The sequence below is a fragment of the Streptomyces sp. NBC_00461 genome, from assembly GCF_036013935.1.
Taxonomy (GTDB): Bacteria; Actinomycetota; Actinomycetes; order Streptomycetales; family Streptomycetaceae; genus Streptomyces.
On sequence record NZ_CP107902.1, the window covers coordinates 446,293 to 464,628 of the forward strand.

Annotated in this window: 12 protein-coding genes and 1 pseudogene; 4 read left to right on the plus strand and 9 right to left on the minus strand. The window is 68.5% G+C overall.

Features of this window, described 5'->3' with window-relative positions:
- Positions 1-228: 228 nt before the first annotated feature.
- The 5 genes and pseudogenes from OG870_RS02230 to OG870_RS02250 form a co-directional block, all read right to left on the minus strand.
- Entirely contained in the window at positions 229-534 is a 306-nt protein-coding gene (locus OG870_RS02230) for an LPXTG cell wall anchor domain-containing protein (RefSeq protein ID WP_327690546.1), read from the minus strand.
- Positions 422-1,747 carry a hypothetical protein gene (locus tag OG870_RS02235; RefSeq protein WP_327690547.1) on the minus strand — a complete coding sequence of 442 codons (1,326 nt, stop codon included), beginning with the start codon at positions 1,745-1,747 and terminating at the stop codon, positions 422-424. Before OG870_RS02235 ends, OG870_RS02230 begins: the two co-directional genes overlap by 113 nt.
- 440 nt (positions 1,748-2,187) lie before the next feature.
- Positions 2,188-2,337, minus strand: a pseudogene (locus OG870_RS02240) (IS630 family transposase); the annotation flags it as partial.
- An 80-nt stretch (positions 2,338-2,417) separates the two neighbouring features.
- On the minus strand, positions 2,418-2,771 hold the full coding sequence (locus OG870_RS02245) for an antibiotic biosynthesis monooxygenase family protein (RefSeq protein WP_266845260.1): 354 nt from the start codon (positions 2,769-2,771) through the stop codon (positions 2,418-2,420).
- Between the two features lie 240 nt (positions 2,772-3,011).
- On the minus strand, positions 3,012-6,581 hold the full coding sequence (locus OG870_RS02250; RefSeq protein WP_266845262.1) for a SpoIIE family protein phosphatase: 3,570 nt from the start codon (positions 6,579-6,581) through the stop codon (positions 3,012-3,014).
- A gap of 523 nt (positions 6,582-7,104) precedes the next feature.
- On the opposite strand from OG870_RS02250, the gene OG870_RS02255 reads away from it, so the two are divergent.
- The 3 genes from OG870_RS02255 to OG870_RS02265 all read left to right on the plus strand — a co-directional run bounded on the left by OG870_RS02255 (position 7,105) and on the right by OG870_RS02265 (position 9,539).
- Complete coding sequence (locus tag OG870_RS02255) at positions 7,105-7,473, plus strand: nuclear transport factor 2 family protein (protein WP_266592780.1); 369 nt, start codon at positions 7,105-7,107, stop codon at positions 7,471-7,473.
- A gap of 429 nt (positions 7,474-7,902) precedes the next feature.
- On the plus strand, positions 7,903-8,508 hold the full coding sequence (locus tag OG870_RS02260) for an RNA polymerase sigma factor (RefSeq protein WP_266525803.1): 606 nt from the start codon (positions 7,903-7,905) through the stop codon (positions 8,506-8,508).
- Positions 8,505-9,539, plus strand: a complete 1,035-nt coding sequence (locus OG870_RS02265; RefSeq protein ID WP_266592778.1) for a CU044_5270 family protein — start codon at positions 8,505-8,507, stop codon at positions 9,537-9,539. Before OG870_RS02260 ends, OG870_RS02265 begins: the two co-directional genes overlap by 4 nt.
- 96 nt (positions 9,540-9,635) lie before the next feature.
- On the opposite strand, the gene OG870_RS02270 is transcribed toward OG870_RS02265, so the two are convergent.
- The 3 genes from OG870_RS02270 to OG870_RS02280 form a co-directional block, all read right to left on the minus strand.
- Positions 9,636-9,890, minus strand: coding sequence for a hypothetical protein (locus OG870_RS02270; protein ID WP_327690548.1), 255 nt, complete (start codon positions 9,888-9,890; stop codon positions 9,636-9,638).
- Between the two features lie 168 nt (positions 9,891-10,058).
- Positions 10,059-11,006, minus strand: coding sequence for a serine protein kinase RIO (locus tag OG870_RS02275; RefSeq protein ID WP_266524786.1), 948 nt, complete (start codon positions 11,004-11,006; stop codon positions 10,059-10,061).
- Positions 11,007-11,411: 405 nt separating this feature from the next.
- Positions 11,412-12,854, minus strand: coding sequence for an RICIN domain-containing protein (locus OG870_RS02280; RefSeq protein ID WP_266845265.1), 1,443 nt, complete (start codon positions 12,852-12,854; stop codon positions 11,412-11,414).
- A 330-nt stretch (positions 12,855-13,184) separates the two neighbouring features.
- Here OG870_RS02280 and OG870_RS02285 point away from each other — a divergent pair, with 330 nt between their 5' ends.
- Positions 13,185-15,530 (plus strand): alpha-L-fucosidase, encoded by a 2,346-nt coding sequence (locus OG870_RS02285; protein WP_266592772.1) that lies wholly within the window; start codon positions 13,185-13,187, stop codon positions 15,528-15,530.
- 197 nt (positions 15,531-15,727) lie between these two features.
- On the opposite strand, the gene OG870_RS02290 is transcribed toward OG870_RS02285, so the two are convergent.
- Positions 15,728-18,280, minus strand: coding sequence for a tetratricopeptide repeat protein (locus tag OG870_RS02290; RefSeq protein WP_327690549.1), 2,553 nt, complete (start codon positions 18,278-18,280; stop codon positions 15,728-15,730).
- Between the last annotated feature and the right edge of the window lie 56 nt (positions 18,281-18,336).

Consider the following 18,336-nt stretch of genomic DNA (forward strand, 5'->3'; position numbering starts at 1 on the left):
CGTGAGCCAACCCTGATCGTTGTAAGAACAGACTGGTGCCGGCGACAAACCCAGTCAGTCACCTGGTGGTGGCGCAGGCGCGGGGCACACTCCGGCCTGGTGCCCCCGGTCAGGCCGACCTGCTAGCGGCCGAGTCGTCGCGGAGCTCCGGACGGCCAAGTTCTTTGAGCCATCCAACGCCGACAAGCTCACAGCCATACCCAGACCCCAGTTCGAGTCGTCCGTCGCTCAGTGCGAACGCCTGCGCCGACGGACGACGAGGACCGCACCGCCCAGCAGGGCGGCGCAGCCCGCCGCGGTGGCGATGAGAGCCGTCCGACTCTCGCCCGTGGCGGCCAGGGTGCCGTCGGATGACGCCGTCGCGGTCGGTGTGGCCGACGCGCCGAAGGCGAAGGTGACGCTGTCGTTGGAGGCGTCCGGGTCATGGAGGGGGATGCCGGCCGGGACGCACGCTCGCCGTGCCCTTGGCGCCGTCGTACCCCTTGGCAGTCTTCCCCCACAGCACGAACAGCTGGCTCTTGCCGGCGGCGACACCGAACGGCACGGGGCACACGTAATGCCGGTGACCCGCCTCGAAAGGCGCCGTCCTGGTGCTGCTGACCCAGACCAGGCACTGGCCGTACGGGGTGTCCTCGCCCTCCTCGAAAGCGTTGCCGGTCGCGACCGTGCCCTTGGGCAGGACGACGTCGACCAGGGCGACGGCCTTGCCGGTGATGCTGTACACGGAGGCCGGGCCCTGGTTGACGGCGTTGAGGTCGAGGGTCCATGCACCCGCCTTGCGGCCCGGCTTCGTCGTGGCCTTGGCCGCGAGATCCGCGAAGTTGTCGGCCGAGACGGTGAACCGACCCTTGGCACCGGTCTCGAATCCGCTTCCCGACCCGGAGGCCGGGACCAGGGTGAGTGCGGGTCCGGTGCCCCGCTCACTGCCGCCGCCGGGTTGTACGTTCGGCCTGAGGAGTGTGACCGAGTAGTCGGTCACGGCGTTCAGGACACGCTTGCCGACGGTGGCGGTCAGGGGACTGCTCAGCTCCACAGTGGCCCCGGCGGGCACGGGCGCCGTGAAGATACAGGTGACGGATGTGTGGCCGCCCGGTTCAACCGCATCGTCCCCTGCGCCGTAGGTGCAGTTGGAGAACTTCCGGTCGAAGGCCAGACCGCCCTCCGATTCCCACCGCACCATGACGCGCCGGTCAGTGGTCAGATCCCCGCTGTTGCGGAGCTGAAGCGGAAGAGCGATCCGGGAACCGATCTTGGCGTGAGACACATCAGGAATCTTGCCGACGACCAGGTTCGGAATTCCGACGACCACCTTCGCGTTCGCGGTGGCCCCGGTGGCTTTGTCCGCGGTAATCGAGTACTTGATCGTGCCGGTGTCGCCGAGCCTCGCTTCCGCGTCCGCACGCACGGTGAAATGGACCAAACGGCTCTGTGCGGAATCCGAGTTGACGCAGGTGATGACCTGCCCGTCGGCCTTGCATCTCGGGTCGTCGACAGCGACTCTCGCGATGCCCGTCAGGTCACGTGCGTCGATCACGAGCGTGTCGTTCGTGGGTACGGGCACCTGTGCTCCGCCGTCCCAGAACATCCAGCTCACATCGGCCGACTGCGCCGCCGACCCCACGTTGAGCTGCTTATCCGCCTCGATCGTCGCGTATGCCCGCGTCGGCAGGGGTGACGGTGTCGCAGACGGACCGTCGGCCCCGGCGGCTGCACAGGGCGCCAGGGCGAGCACCACGGCGGCCAGCACTGCCCCAACCACCTTGCCCTTGGATTTCATGCACATTCGACGCGCGAGACACCCCGAAAGTTGCCCAGCAGCCGCCTGCTGCTCATTGGCTGTAGGGCTGGCGCCGCGGTGACGCGGTTTCTGGAAAGAGGAGGGCCCTCCGGCGACCGCGTCCTCGCGGACAACCTGCCCGCCCTCCACGCCCTGGTCAACGGCATGAAACCGACCTGGCCGCGGACACCGCCGGCCTGTCCACGCACTGGAACTCCGGCCAGGTCGAGGGGCCAGCGAGATCGTGAATCTCCAACCTGGGTATCCGGTTGCCGGTGTTCGTGGACGCCCGGTCCGGCGGGCGGGATTTCAACCAATTCCTGCAATTCCTGACCGCACCGCCGGCTCCTCGGCTCGGCAAGCACGGGGGCAAACACGAGGACCCCGACCGTGAACCGCGCCGCAGGATCCTCGGCGATCCGCGCCACCGGGATGCCCTGCGCGGACGGCAGCGCCATCTGGGCCCGCCGCCAGGTCACTACCGCGCCCCTGCGGATGATCCGCAGCAGCCGCCGGCCCTCGTCATCATCGATCTCACGGACCTGCACTCGTATCGCCACCCGGGCAGCTTGGCGGGACGGCGCTTGCCGCACCAGGAGACAGCTTCGGTTGGTCCCCGTGCTGTCGCGCTCCGCAGGACCTACGCTCGCTTGAACCCGTGGCTTCGCTCCACTTTCGCCACGTGCAGCGTGTAGCTCTGGTACCACTCGGCTTGCCCACGCTTTTGCGCCGCGCGGTGCTCGGGGTTGGTCCGCCACTCCGCGAGGGCGTCGGCGTCCCGGAAGTACCCGACGGTGATGCCGAGCCCGCCTGGAGTCTGCGCGTGGTCCATCCCCAGGAACCCCGGGACGTCCTTCACCAGGTCTTCCATGCGGGCGTTGGTCTCGCTGTAGCCGCTCTGTTCCTGGGCTCGCACCGTGGTGAAGACAGCTATGTAGTAGGGGGGTTCATACGCTTCGACGGGTGTGGCAAGCGCTTCCGGGTGATCGCTCATGGCGTCACCGTAAGGCGGGACGTGCCCAACGATCCAGCGTCTTTCCTGACCGGGATACATGAGGCATAGGGTCCCTGACCGAAGCCGTCCGAGTTCTGGCTCTTGCTCCGTACCGTCCACGATATGACGGTACGGAGCACGCGCGGTGCCCGTCGTGGCGCAAGGTTCATACGGCTTCAATCAGGTACGGGGAAACGTCGGTACGTGAAGTACGGCTCCGACAGCAGCAGTTGGCGGATTTCATCCCGGAGCAGTAGTGGTCGGCCGTATGGCACTTCCGTCAACCTGCGGGTCGCCGGTTCGACACGATGGTTCGGCCGTGGCGGCGAGCAGGGCGGCGTCGTCGTCGACCCGATCGGGCGTGTTCAGCAGCTCCAGGGCTCGTTCGGTGATCTGCTGGGGGTCGCTGCGGGCGGCGGCGGGCAGCGCGCCGCAGGTCTGGCGCAGGGCCGCCAGGCAGCTGTCCAGGGACAGCGCCCGGTTTTCCACGAGGCCGTCGGTGTACAGCAGCAGGCTGGTGCCCGCCGGGAACGCCACCTCGCGGTCGACTGGGGTGCTGCCCAGTCCCAGCGGCAGCGCCGGGGGCAGCTCCAGATAGGAGGTGTCGGCCGCTACCAGCAGGGGCGGCAGGTGCCCGCTGGCGGCGTAGCGCAGGCGGTGGCGGTGTGGGTTGTAGACCGCGTACAGGCAGGTGGCGAAGCGTTCGGTGGCGAGCGACTGCAGGTAGGCGTCCAGCCTGGCCAGCACCTGGGCCGGTCCGGCGCCCTCCATGGCGAGGCTGTGCAGGGCGGAGCGGAGTTGGCCCATCACGATGGCGGCTTCCACGTCGTGGCCCATGACGTCGCCTATGGCCAGTCCCACGGCACCGTTGGGCAATGCGAGGACGTCGTACCAGTCGCCGCCGACCTCGGCGCCACGGTTGCTGGCCCGGTAATGGGTGGCCAGGCGTACCCCGGGCACCTGGGGCAGGCGGTGGGGCAGCAGAGCGCGCTGCAAGGCCAGGGCGATGCGGCGCTCGTTGTGGTACCTGGTGGCGTTGTCGTAGGCCAGGGCCAGGCGGTGGGCGAGGTTCTCCAGATACTTGTGTTCGACCGCGGAGTAGTCGGTGTGCCGGACCAGTACCAGGGCCCCCAGTGTCTGGTCATGGGCGTGCAGCGGCAGGGCCAGCACGGCGGCGGGCGGCGGGTGCGGGCCGGCTGGGGCCGCCGGGGCGGTGCCGTTGATCGCATGGTTGGCGGCGGTTGCCAGGGCCTCGCGGGCAAGAAGGGAGGTGCCGGCGATGTATGACGGGGGCGACTGCGCCGGGGCGGGTCTTGCGGCGGTGAGGTGGATGCTGATCTGGTCGGCGAAGTCGGGCAGCAAGATCTGGCCGGCAGTCTGCAGTATCTGGTCCGGGTCGAGGGTGGCGGACAGCCGCAGGCCCGCGTCGGCCAGGGAGGCCAGCACGGCCAGCTGGTGGCGGGTCTCGGTCAGGGCCTGTTCACGCAGCCGGGACAGCTCCAACCCGGTGCGGACGCGCGCCAGCAGCTGGCGCGCGGAGAAGGGTTTGGCCAGGTAGTCGTCGGCGCCGGCCTGTCGGCCCTGCACGGATTCCTCCTCGCCGGCGCGGGCGGTGAGCAGGACGATGGGCAGGCGGGCGGTGCGCGAGTCGGCGCGCAGCGCCCGGACCAGCTCGAAGCCGTCCATGCCGGGCATCATCACGTCGCTGAGCACCAGTTCCACCGGCTGCGCCAGGGCCATCTCCAGGGCGGCCAGGCCGTCGGCGGCGAGCAGCACGTCGTACTCGGGCTCCAGGAGCTGGGTCAGGTAAGCGCGCATGTCGGAGTTGTCGTCAACGACCAGCAGGCGGGCCCGGTGGGCGCGGTCGGTTTCGTGCGGCCCGGGGCCGCGGGGGGCATCGTGGTTCTCGGGGGCCTGCGGGGTGCGTGCCGCGGGGGTGGCCGGGGCGGGGACAGGGTCAGCCGCCAGCCAGCCCAGCGCCTCGTCCACATAGGCCGCGGCGCGGCCCGACCGGCCGCCTCCGCCTTCCCTGGGGGTTTCTCCGGGGGATCCGGCGTCCGTAGCGGGCGGGGCCGGGCGGGGCCGGTGGGCGGCGGCGAAGGGGAGGTCCACGGTGACGTTGGTGCCCTGGCCGAGCCGGCTGTCCACGCCGACGGTGCCGCCGTGCGCCTCCACCAGGTCCTTCACCAGCACCAGGCCGAGGCCGCTGCCCTCGTGGGAGCGGGAGCGGGCGCCGCGGACCCGGTGGAAGCGCTCGAACAGGCGCGGCAGCTCGTCCGCGGGGATGCCGGTGCCGGTGTCGGTCACGGTCAGCCGGGCCCGGTCGCCGGCCGCGGCCACCTGCACCCGGGCGCCGCCGGTGAAGGTGAATTTCAGGGCGTTGCTGAGCAGGTTGAGGACGATCTTCTCCCACATCTCCCGGTCCAGGGACACCGGCTTGGACAGCGGCGGGCAGTCCACCTCCAGCGTCAGCCCGGCCACCTCGAAGGCGGAGCGGAACACCCCGGCCAGCTCTGCCGTCGCACCCGCGAGGTCGACCGGCTCGAGGGCCGGGTGTATCTGCCCAGCATCGGCCCTGGCGACCTCCAGGAGGGTGTTGACCTGCTTCAGCAGACGCAGGGCGCCGCGCTCGGCCAGCTCCAGCTGCGCACGCCGCTCGGTCCGGTCCTCGTCGGCCAGGGCCTGCTGGAGCGGGCCCAGAAGCAGGGTGAGCGGGGTGCGCAACTCATGGCTGACGTTGGCGAAGAAAGTGGTCTTGGCCCGGTCCAGCTCGACCAGCGCCTCCGCCCGTCGGCGCTGCTCGTCGTGGGCGAGCGCGGCCGTCAGCGCTCCGGCCACGGCGGCGGCGAGCACCTCCAAGAAGTCCCGGTAGGCCCCCGCCGGCGGGAAGCAGGGGTTGACGCCTACCACCAGGACGCCTCCCACCTGGCCCGCAGAGTCCAGCGGCAGAGCCAGCCCCTGCTCGACCGGGAGCCGGGAGGCTTCGGCGTGCTGCCCGGCCGTGTTACCGCCGGTGAGCGCGGCGGCCGACAGCGTGGCGGGGGCACCGTCCGCGAGCACCTGCGCCAGTCGGGCCGCGACCTCCGACCTGTCGGCCTCACTCAGCGAGACGGCCTCGGGCGCCGGCCCGAGCCCGGCGGAGGCCACCAGCCGCAGCATCCCCGGCTCGGAGGCCAGGTACAGGCCCAAAAACGGGACCTCCTCGGGATAGGAACCCAGCACCTCAGCGACGACGCAGGCGACGTCGCCCGGGGTGAGCAGCCCGGCGGTGCGCGCGCCGATCTCACTCAGCAGGCGCAGCCGGCGCTCGCCCAGTACCCGGCCGGTGGTCTCGGTGATGATCTGCAGCACGCCGCCTGCGGTGCCGTCGTCCAGCAGCACGGGCTGGAAGGATGAATCGAAGTAGCACTGTTCCGGAAAGCCGTGGCGCTCCATGATGAGCGGCTCATCCGGGATCAGCAGTGACTTGCGGGTGTCGATCACATAGTGGAAGTGGGAGCTCACGGGGTGGACCCAGACCTCGGGGAAGATCTCCTTATAGGGCCTGCCGAGCGCCCAGGGGTGTTTGGCGCCGACAATGGGTGTGGAGCTCAGGTTGTACAGCGTGGCGAATTCGGCGCCCCAGTACAGAGCCATCCCATGCTCAGAGGTGAGCATGAGGCGCAGGGTGTCCACCAGGGGCCCCGACCAGGATTCGGGGAGCCCGAGCGGCGTCGCCGCCCAGTCGATCCCGGCCAGAAGCTCGCCGAACGCGCCGGCCTCGGCGAACATCCGGGCCGCCGCGGTGCGGGGGTCATCGGGCCGGGTCATCGACACATGTTCCTCCTGGCGCCTACGTGACCCGCCTGCGCCCTCCCAGGTCTGCCGACGGCCACTCGCTGCGGACCCTCCAGGCAGATCGGACGCCGGATCCGACAATTCTGGCTACGCTCTCGCCAGAATTGCGCTGCTAAAAGTACAAACACTATGATTTCCAGAGAATTCTACGCTTACAGCCGGATGTCGACGGCGGCGATCGTCGACTCGTACCCCCTGCGAGCGGCCGCCACAGTCGGCGCCACGGTGGCGGCCGGGACGGCGGGACGAAGGTGGCGGGCCGCGAAAGGCAGGTCGTGGACTGCCTGGCTTTGCTGCCGGTGGTGCTGATCACGCGGCGAGCGCGTCTACCAAGAGCAGGTGCGATCACAGCCGCGAAGCGGCCTGCCCCGTGACGCTCTGCACTCGCCCCCAAAGATCTGGGCCAGAGCCGCGTTCTGACGGCACCAGCGAGCGGCCGCGGCGGCGCGTGAACAAATCGCAGTTCCCTGCGGTGCCGTGTTCGTAAGGTTCCTGCATGGCGGATGACGGGCGGGAGCAGGCCGTGCAGGCGGCTATTGCCGGAGAGATGCGGCTGCTCGATCCTGAGGTGCGAGCTTCCCCGGCCCGTGTCCTGGAGCTCCTGGACCCGGAGTTCACCGAGATCGGGGCTTCCGGACGCAGGTGGGACGTGGAGTCGATGCTCACCGTGATGAGTGGCGGCAGTGTCTCCCCGGAGTCTCCGGTCAAGGTCAGTGACGTGTCCGGAGCCGTCCTTGCCCCCGGCATCGTCCATCTGACGTACTTCGCCGACAACCAAGGCCGCCGGGTATGGCGGAGTTCCTTGTGGAGGCTGACCGACTCGGGCTGGCGGATGTACTTCCACCAGGGAACTTTGGCCAGCTGAGTTTGTGCACCGCCGCCCATCAGCACGGCGGTCGAGTTGCCGTCGCCGGTGGAGTGGACGCCGGGGGTGAACCGCCCTGGCTGTAATGCATGGGCCAAAGTTTTGGGTGTCCTCCCCGGATTCTCAGCGACCTCGGCCCGACGGACCCGCCCACCTAGTCGTCTGCCTGCCTATCCAGCCGTCTGCCTGCCTCTGTGTCGGCAACCTCCTTGGACGGGCAGCGAAGCGAGCACGTACTTTCGACGGATGGTCGATGTCGCCACCGGCGACGGTGTCCTGGCCTCGGCAGTCACCCGAGTCGCCCGCGCCGAGCGCGGGATACCCGCCTGACACGGTTCCCTTGAGCAGTCGTACCGGCAGGTGACGCAGACCACAGGAACTCCACCCGCTTCGTGGAGAGAAGAGGGTGTGAAGGACTCAGAGAACGAGGTGCGCCGCCGCGTGCGCGAAGGGGACCGCGCGGCGTTCGCCCAGCTGTACGAGGAGTTCGCCCGCGCCGTGTACAACCACGGGTTGCGCCTGACCGGCGACTGGTCGACAGCCGAAGAGATCATGTCGGAGACGTTCCTGGCCGCGTGGCGCACACGCACGCGCGTACGGGAGGACGGCGGTTCCCTGCTGCCCTGGCTGCTGGGCATCGCCACCCACAAGGCGGACAACGCCCGGCGGAGCCTGCGCCGACGCCAGCTGTTCCTGGCGCGTCAGCCTCAGCCCCCGAGTGTGGAGGACTTCGCGCCCCAGCTGGCCGGACGCATCGATGACGCGCGCTACCTGCATGCCGTTCAGGTCGCCCTGGACCGGCTGAGACGCCAGGAGCGGGAGGTGCTGGCCCTGTGCGTGTGGTCCGGCCTGGACTACCAGCAGACGGCCGAGGCTCTGGGCATCGCGGTCGGGACCGTACGTTCCCGGCTCTCGCGTGCCCGCAAGAAGCTCGCCCGTCTCGCGGAGGAAAACCTGGAACCGGGCTCTGCCCGCGGAGAGATGACAAGTGCGGCCGCGATCGCGGCCCTGCCCGTGCGGGAGGAGCTCACATGAAGGACAGAACCACCTCCACTTCCCGGGAGTGGCGCGGCGACCGCGAGGAGATCGCCCGCCTGCTACCGCCCCCGGCCGACTGGGACGTTCCGCGCGAGCAGCACCTTCGTCACAAGGATCAACTGATGCACACCATCGACCGCGACCAAGCCGTACGTACCTGGTCGGCCCGTCGGCTGCTGCGGCCCACGCTCCTGGCGCCGGCGACCGCGCTGGCCCTGGCCTGCGCACTGACGGCGGGAATCGCCCTGAGCGACAGCGACAAGGAGTCTTCCGGCACCGCGTCGCACGGCGCGGCCACGGACATGCAGCCTGCCGCGGCCCTGCTCAACCGGATCTCCGCCGCCGCCGGGAAACACACTGCCCCCACCGTCCGGGACGATCAGTTCGTCTACACCAAGGAGAAGACCCGCGGCGCCGATCTGACCACCGGGAAGGCCGTACTCGGCCCGCTGACGGACCGTGAGGTGTGGTCCGCCCAGGAGCCGGGGCGTCTGCTCAAGCTCGGTCTGATCCGGGAAGACGGTGAGACCTCCCCCATCAACGCCGAACTCGGCGACACCCACGGCACGGCGGCCGGCATCAACCGGCCCACCTACCGCTGGCTCAGCTCCCTGCCCACCGACCCTGACAAGCTGCTGACCTACCTGTACACGAAGACCCCGCACGCCCAGGGCCGCGAGCGCGACCAGGCGGTGTTCGAGCAGATCGGCTCGCTGCTCGGCGGGCTGATGCCGCCCCGCACCGCTGCCGCCCTCTACCGGGCCGCGGCGAAGATCCCCGGAGTCACCCCGGCCCCGAAGGCGCGCGACGCCATCGGCCGCCAGGGCCTCGGCATCGCCCGTGACGACACCCGTTACGGCATCAGGACCGAGTGGGTCTTCGACAAGAAGGACTACGCCTTCCTCGGCTCCCGCAGCTATCTGACCAAGGACGAGTCCTACGGAGAGTCCGGCACACTGCTGTCCAGCAACGCCGAGTTGGAGCATGCCGTGGTCGACAAGGCCGGCGAGCCGCCTGCCGCTGGTTAGCGGACGTGGAATCGGCGGGCCCGGCACTTTCGTCGAGCCCGCCCATCACGTGCGGTGCGCGTACACATGGTTACTGACCTTGAATGCGTGCAGTCGTCATGGTGGTACGGACACCAGTCCGCGGCTCCTGCGAGGCAGCCGCCGAGAGCGTCGTGGCGGTACTGGAGCGTGGTCCGGCCAGCCGTGCGCCGTCGGCCGCTTGGCAAGCTCCTGCTCCTGCTCCTGCTCCTGCTCCTGCTCCTGCTCCTGCACAGCGAAGAACTCGTCACTGCGCAGCGGCAATGACGCCGGCCCTTCGAAGGCCAAGGCGCTCAGCCCGCCCTGCGACCATGCCTCGCGCCAGCGCTGCACGGACCGAAGCTGACCCGCAGGTCGTGTCCGATGACCGCGTTCTCGTCACCCTCGACGAACCGCTCGGCCGCCTCCACCCGCAGTTTCTCGCGGAAGACCCGCCGCTCGTCGGTCCGCCCCCTTGCGCACTGACGATCAACTACCGGCGATGGACACCGGGCTCCCGGCTCAGAAGGCGTGCGCCATCAGCTCCGCGAACAGCGCGTCTTCATCGGCATCGAGGCCCCGCGAGCGGAACCAGCGGCACATGTTGGCGCAGTCGCGCTGGAGGAAGTTCATCCCGTTGAGGTTGCCGACCAGGTCGACGATTTGCGGCAGGTCGATGATGACCAGCCGTTCGCCCGCCGCCAGGATGTTGTACGCCGAGAGGTCGCCGTGCACGAGGCCGTTCTGCACCATCGTCGCGAGCGCGTCGGTGAGCTGCTCGAAATACGCCGCCAGCAGCTCGGGTGAGGGTCGAGCCTGGGCGAGCCGGGGCGCGGTCGCGACGTCTCCGTCCTCGTCGACGACGGTGATCCACTCCATCAGGATCTCGGTGCCGTCGATCTGGACCGGGTAGGGAACCGGCAGCCCGAGGTTCCAGAGCCGCACCAGCGCACCCCACTCGGACACCGCCCACTCGCCGGCGGCGACCTGCCGGCCGAAGGCGCTCTTCCGGTTGAGGGCCCGCTCGTCACGTGAGCGCTTCATCGAGCGGCCCTCGGTGTAGGACGCCGCGCGGTGGAAGGTCCGGTGCTCGGGAGAGCGGTACCGCTTGGCCGCCATGACCACGCCGGCGGAGGCGTCGAGCGGGTCGGCGCGCTCGACGAGGTGGACGTCGGCCTCCTTGCCGGTCTTGAGAACGCCGAGCTCTGTGTCGATCGCGCCCTGCGAGGTCACCACCCAGTCCGGGAGCGGCTGGGGGCCTCGGCAGAGGGGTTCGACGCTGAGCCAGGTCGACCAGCGCTGGCCGTCCTCCAGGTCGTCGTAGGAACGGAAGTCGAACACGAACCGTTCGTCGACGTCGCGCAGGTCGTCCGGAGGCGGGACGTGGCGGTAGGGGTCGGTGCTGAACTCGTCAGAATGTGCCGGGTGCTGAGGGTGCTGAGGGTGCTGCGAGAGATCGTCGCGAGACATCGCTGAAGGTGCTCCATGAGGCGAGAGAGAGGCGGTCTGCGGGCAGGCCTAGGACAGTCGTGGTCACGGTCGTGCCTCCTCTCGTGGAGCACCGGGCAGCTCCCGGTGTCCGGCCCATGGTGCGGGGCGGACACGGGGAGCGGCAACCGAATTACGTCGGCATTACGTCGGGCCGCGTCGAGCGGCCCAGCGGTGCCGTAGGTTTCCGGCGGGATCCTCCGCATGATGATGTGTGACGGTAGGCGCGACCACATACCGAGCTCCTCTCGGCACCGTCTCTCGACGGGCAAGCCATTGCCACCGCAGAGCCGGACCGGGTGGAACTTGGCATGGAGCCCCGCCTCGTCGACTCGCAGGTCCGCGACCGTGCCCGGCCGGCGTCGAGGCCTGCCGGGCACGGCCGTCTCATGCCGCAGGCCGTTGGAACTGCTGGTTGGTGCCGGTACCACAGGGCCACTGGATGAGGCGGGCGCCGTTGGCGGTGGAGGCGTTCTGGATGTCCAGGCACTTGCCGCTGTGCCGGGCGACCAGGTGGTAGTAGCCGCCTCCCTGGTCATCGAACCGCCACTGCTGGTTGGTGCCCGCCGTGCAGTGGTACTGGTTCACGAAGGCACCGTCGGCTGTGGAACCCCCGTGGACGTCCAGGCACTTGCCGCTGTGCTGGGCGAGGACGCGGACATAGCCGCCGCCGGCATCCTGGAGCCGCCACTCCTGGTTGAGGCCACCGCCGACACAGGTGTACTGGAGGGCGATCGCGCTGTCGGCGGCGGAGTTGTCGGTGATGTCGAGGCACTTGCCGCTGTGCCGGGCGATCAGGTTGTAGTACGGGCCTCCGCCCACGCCGGTGATCGTGCCGGCGGCCGTGTCGATGGTGACCTGCGGGTACCACGGCAGGTTCATGGTGGTCCTGGTCGGGAAGGTCAGCGGCAGCCAGACGTACTGGGAGTCGTTGACGGTGCCGCCCATGGAGTTGCCCCAGCGGTCGCCCATATAGAGGTAGGAGGTCCCCGATGTGCCCTGCACCGGCAGCACGTACGCCGTCTGGGAGCCGTAGGCGGTGGCGTCGCCGATCTCGGTCATGGGGGTCCAGGGGCCGGCCAGGCTGGTGGCGGTGGCGTACCTCTGCTGGTTGGGGTTCCAGCCACTGGTGCCCGACGTGAGCATGAAGTAGACGCCGTCACGCTTGAACAGAGCGGGTGACTCACGGAAGTTGTTCGGCCAGGGGTTGGCGACGAGGCTGTCGTATCCGGTGTAGTCGGCGGTGAGCTTGTAGATGTGCAGGTCGGCGTTGCCTGCCGCGGAGGTGATCTGGTAAGCCGTTCCGTCGTCGTCCTTGAACAGGGTCATGTCCCGGGACGTCGTACCGGACGGCGGCCGGAAGCTGCCCCGCCAGGAGTAGTCGCCGTCGACGGTGTCGGAGACGGCTACCGCGGCACGCGACTCGTTGTAGTCCTTGCCGTTCTCCTTGTGCATCCACATCACGAACTTGCCGGTCGTGCTGTTGTAAATCACCTTTGGCCGCTCGATGTTGGCGACCGCCAGCTCGGAGGCGCTGGCCTGGGTCAGCACGTTGCGCCGGAACTCCCAGGTCTTCAGGTCGGTCGAGCGGTACGCCGAGACGGCCTTGAAGGTGTTGTCGGCGTTCCGGTTCTCGCCGAACCAGTAGTAGAACGAGCCGACCTTGATCACGCCACCGCCATGGGCATGCACCACGGCACCACTGGTGTCGGTGAACTGCGTCCCGTTGGTCACGGTGACCGCGGCGGCCTGGGCCGGGGATCCGGTGGCGATCAGGGTGAACACGCCCAGGAGCAGGACGAGAAGAGGTGTGAAGGCACGTCTGAGCATCGGTACCGCGCTCCCAAGTGCAGACAGTTTGCTGATTGTTGAAATGTGTTCGATCCGTCGCAGGACCTTAGGCACCCGGCATGAGCGCGTCAACGGTTACCGCAAAGTAAATACATCCCATGTCTAGGGTTGAAGATCACGGATAATCTTCAAGTCCTCTGCAATTTTGTGGATTTTCGCCCCGGGACTGGACAACAGCCCTACTGGTGCCTGCTAATCCATCCCATGTCCCTGGCGTGTCGCCCATGCGATCCACCGTCAGGTCCCCTCCCATGCCTGTTCCCGCGCCTGAGCCGCACGTGCTGTTCTGTGAAGAGTCAGGAGAGTTCCTTGTCCGAACCGATCGGTCGCCGCAGAGTGCTGGCCGGCCTGGCCGCCATGACGGTTGCCGCAGCCGTCTCCCCCACCCTGGCGACCCCCGCACACGCCGCCGCCTCCTCCCCCCAGCCGCTGCCGCTCCTTCCGCTGCGGATCCCCAAGTCGGACCTGGGCATCGAGCAGCAGTCCGACGAGAAGATCAAGTGGCTGCAGGACGCCAAACTCGGCATGTTCATCCACTGGGGCGTGTACTCCGGCCCGGCCAAGGGCGAGTGGTACATGGAGAACTCCGCCGTCACGCCGGAGAACTACCGGAAGTACTTCACCGACTCGACCGGCGACCAGTTCACGGCGAGCGCCTACAAACCCGCCGACTGGGCCCAGTTGGCCAAGGACATGGGCGCGAAGTACACGGTCCTGACGACGCGTCACCACGAGGGTTTCGCCCTGTGGCCGTCCACCCACCCGAACGCCTTCCACGCCGGTCTGGCCCCGATGCGACGGGACCTGGTCGGCGAGTACGTCACGGCCGTACGCGACGCCGGGCTCAAGGTCGGTCTCTACTACTCCCCCATGAGCTGGCGCTATCCCGGCTACTACGACGTCACCGGCACCAACTGCCTGACCAACACATGGGGTTACACCACCGATCCAGCGCACAAGGAGAACGCGCGGATCATGAAGAACGAGGTCTACCAGCAGATCAAGGAGCTGATGACCCAGTACGGCAAGATCGACGACATCTACTTCGACGGCGGCTGGCTGGGCCAGCACGGCTCCGACTCGGACTCCGCCTTCTTCTGGGAGCCCGGCAAGCTCCGCGACAGCGCCAACCAGTGGGCGGTGGACGCCGCCTACAGCGAGACCGACTCCGCCACCGGCAAGGCCCTCGGTGTGATGGGTGTGGTGCGTAAGCACCAGCCCGACATCGTGGTCAACCCCCGCTCCGGCTGGATGGGCGACTACCTCAGCGAGGAAGGCGGCTCGATCCCCACCGGCGCGATACGCAACGGGCGGCTGGCGGAGAAGAACTTCACCATCTGCGGAACCTGGGGCTACAAGGCCGGCGCACCCGTGATGGGCTTCGGCAACATCATGAACATCCTGGTCAACTCCTGGGTGCGCAACATGACCGTCCTCCTCAACGTCGGCCCCGACCGCACCGGCACGGTCCCCGCCGACCAGGCCGCCGTGGTGCGCAGGGTCGGCTCCTTCCTGTCCACCTGCGGCCAGGCCGTCTACGGCACGCGCGGCGGACCGTGGGAACCGCTGGACGGCAAGTACGGCTACACGTACAAGGACAACACCTTCTACATCCACCTGCTGCCCGGCTACAGCGGCACATCGTTCACCACCCCGTCCACCGGAGACGCCAAGGTCACCCGCGTCTTCGACGTCGCCACGGGCGGCGACCTGCCGTTCACCACCGGCGCGGACGGCAGCGTGACGGTCACCGGCATCAACCGCACCCGCATCCCCGAGGACAGCATCGTCGGCGTCACGCTGGACCGCTCCGTGCAGCCGGCCGACATCGCCGCCGGCAGGACGGCCACGGCCAGCAGCGAGGAAACCTCCAAGGGCAACACCGCCGCCAAGGCCGTCGACGGCTCCACCACCACGCGCTGGTCCGCGAACAACGGCAACACGGGCAACTGGCTGAAGGTCGACCTGGGCTCGGAGAAGTCGCTGACCGGCACCCGTATCGCCTGGGAGTCTCCGGACACCAACTACCGCTACCGGATCGAGGGTTCCACCGACAACAGCACCTGGACCACGCTCGCCGACCTGACCGCCACCACCGGCACCCGCCAGGTGCAGGTGTCCGTGTTCCGCGCGCAGGCACGCTATGTGCGGGTGACCGTCACCGGGCTTCCCAGCGGCGTCTGGGCCTCGATCCGCAACCTGGAGGTCTACGACCGGCCGTTCAGCGGGGACATCGGCACCTTCCGGCTGGTGAACCGCAAGAGCGGCAAGGTACTGGACGTCAGCGGTGCCTCGACCGTCGACGGGGGCGCCGTCATCCAGTGGCCGTCGAGCGGCGGTACCAACCAGCAGTGGAAGCTGCTGCCCAACGCCGACGGCTCACTCCAGTTGTCCAACGTCCGTAGCGGCAAGGTCCTTCAAAGCCCGGGGGGCTCCGCCCAGGGCGACGGACTGAACCAGTGGACCGCCGACGGCGGCGACAACCAGTCGTGGAAGCTGGTCCCTTCCTCGACCAACGGCTACCACCAGCTCGTCAACGTCCGCACCGGCTGGTGCGCCGACGTCAAGGACGCCTCCACCGCGGACGGCGCCGCCGTCATCCAGTGGCCCGCCACCGGCGGCTCCAACCAGGACTGGCAGATCCTCGCGCTGTAGCTGTAGCTGTTGCGGCGCAGGTGAGGGGGGTGAGGTGCAGGGACGCCCCGATCCCTCACCCCTTTCCCGGCGAGCATCGCAGGGGTGCCGGCCTCAGCGACTCGCACCGGCCCGGCTGCCGCGGTCGCCGGGACATTCGTCCCGGCAGAGGCTGCTCGGCCGCCGCCTCCACGGCAAAGGCACGTCCGGGGCGGCGTTCAGATCGACAGTTTCCTGTTGTCGGCCCGCGAAAGGGAACGCCGAGTGAGCTGCGGGACCTTGCCCACGGCCTGACTGAACGGCTTCTGGCTTTCCGAGAGCTCCAGCCAATCGCTGAGCCTCTGCCAGGTCGCGGCGTATCGCACGGCGATCTTCCGGACCGCCTTCGCGTTGAGCCAGGTCAGGCCGTCCGCCGCGGCGTCCCGGAGGACCCTTTGGCCTGCCTGGCTGTTTGAATACGGGGTGTCGCTCCAGAAAGGTGCCTCCAGGTCGAGTTCCTGGCGAGTGATCCCCGGCTCCATGTAGCGCCTGAGGTCCTTGAGTCGTTGGTCTATTCGTCGGTGGCTCAGGTCATGACGGTTCGCCGTCGGGTCCTTGTGCAGCCCCATCTTGGGCGGAAAGCCCGGAGTGGAGGACGAAGCCGCGTGGCAGTTGGTCTCGATCTGGTGGATGAGATCCACGCGATCCTGCCAGTTGTATTTGCGGTCGACGTCCACGATCTCATGAACCGACTCCCAGGCCTCGCTCTCCGCCCGAAGCCACGAAGCCGCCGTGTGGATATCGACCCCGGCTCTCTCGCTCCGTGCCTGCCAGACCTGTTCCATGACCTTGGCGACCGCTTCGAGGAGTCGGTAGTCGTACTCTCTGAGCTGCTCGTCCGCAAAGTTGTCCGCAGGGGGCGGCAGGGAGAACTCCGGGCTGGGGTAAGCGGTACGGATGAAGTCGCGGAATATCTCCTCGTTCTTCCAGAGCGCCCTGAGGTCGATGTCCTCCTGTGTCATCCAGGCCCGCTCCACCATTGCGAAGGATCTCCTGGGGATGAGCACCGCCTCCTCCAGGTGGTCGATGGCGTGTCTGGCGAAGTCGCTCCTCGGGTTCGCCCTCTCTCCTTCCGGAGGCGATTCGGCGTGCATGCCTATGGCGCACACACATGCGGCGTTGTAGTGGGCCAGCCAGTCCCGGTGAAAAGTCGGCCATCTTCGCGCCCAGGTGAGTCTGCGTTCCAGAAACCGGATGTCCAGAGCGCTCCAGGAAATACGGCTTCTCCATCGCCAGGCGTACCGTTGCCGCCACTTGTACGGCGGCTCCTGCGTGTTGTATTCCCAGCTGGCCCACGCCAGCCGCAATGGCGCCCACACTCCTCGGTTCGTGAGGAACGCGCCACGAGTGACGGCTTGTTGAGCGCCGCGGAAGGTCTGGACGTATGCGGCGGGCCAGAGGAAGCGCGTCCAACTCCACAGCGCGGTCGGCCAGTAGAGCAGAAGGCGAGCCCACATGTCATCTGAGGCAAGGCGATTCGTCTCCTGGAGGGAGGCCCTCTGGAACACCAGCCGGATGCTCCGCTCCTCCTCCCCGTGGCAGTGGTCGCGGGCACCGCTCCTCTTCTTCTTCTGGAGAATCCTCCGCAACGCGCGCTTGGTCTCTTCAGGCGCCTTTCCGTCTACCCGCGTGCCGTCCAGTCCGACGGCAGTCGGCCAGTAGCGCTCCACGAGAATCGGGATGAGTTCCTCATGGATCCGACTGCTCTGCGCGCCCTCTCGTCTGTACCACTGTTCCGCCGTCACCTCCGCCGTGCCGAGGATGATCGAGTTCCTGTAGCGGAGACCGAGGACCTCGCGGTACCGGCGAGGGTGCCGGAGGTACCGGAGCCGGCGCCAGTGAGGGCTCCAGCGGCTCTGCCACAGACGCTTCTGGTAGGCGCGCGCGGTCTGCCCGTCGAGGGTGAGAGCCCGCTGGGTGGTGTTGAGCGCGTCGACGTACAACCCCATCTTCTCCTGCATCTCGGCCAGTTCGGCTCGCAGATAGGGATTCGTCGGATCCAGCTGTACGGCCTTGAAATACTGTTCCAACGCCTCGTGATGCCGTCCAGCGCGACCGAGTTCGGTCGCCTCCTGGTAGGCCTGGTACAGCTCCGGCCTGAGCTCTCCGCCCCACCAGTGGCTCCAGGGAGGGAGTCTCCCGGCGCGGGTGACGGGCAGCAGCGTGCTCACGATCCAGATGCTCGCCTTGCCGATCACCTCGTCCCAGTCCCGCCCCCATACGGTCAAGGCGCGCGAACCACCGAACAGGAACGCGGTGACGGTGATCGTCATGCCGTACTGGTCGGGCACGGCATCTCGGGACTGGAGGATCCCGCTCACCCGGTAGGCCAGTTTCGGACGAAGGCGGCTCAGCACCTTGGGCAGGACGCTGCCCAGCTTGTGCGGGTCGAGTTCGACATCGCCGAGCAGCTCCAGGAAGCCCTCCACCGGAGCCTGCGCGGGCAGGGTCGTCGGCGGGTACATGCTGCTCTCGGACAGGCAGCGGCGCAGTTTCGCGGTGAGGTCGGTGTCGGACGGTTTCACGGTTCCCGGCCGGGTGGCGTCCTCGAGCTGCTGCACGTCGACCGGACCCGGTCTGAAGGCCAGCCAGGCACGGGTCGCCCGCCACCACACGTACAGGAGCAGGAGCAGGGCCACGATGAAGGCCGCACGGGCACCGAGGGAGGCGCCCCGATCGCCGACCCGGAAGGCCGTTCCGAGGCCGCCGAAGACCCTCCCCAAGAAGCCCACGAACCCTACGTATCCTTCGTCCCGCCAGGCGGGCCGCCTGCCTCCCGCCCACCACA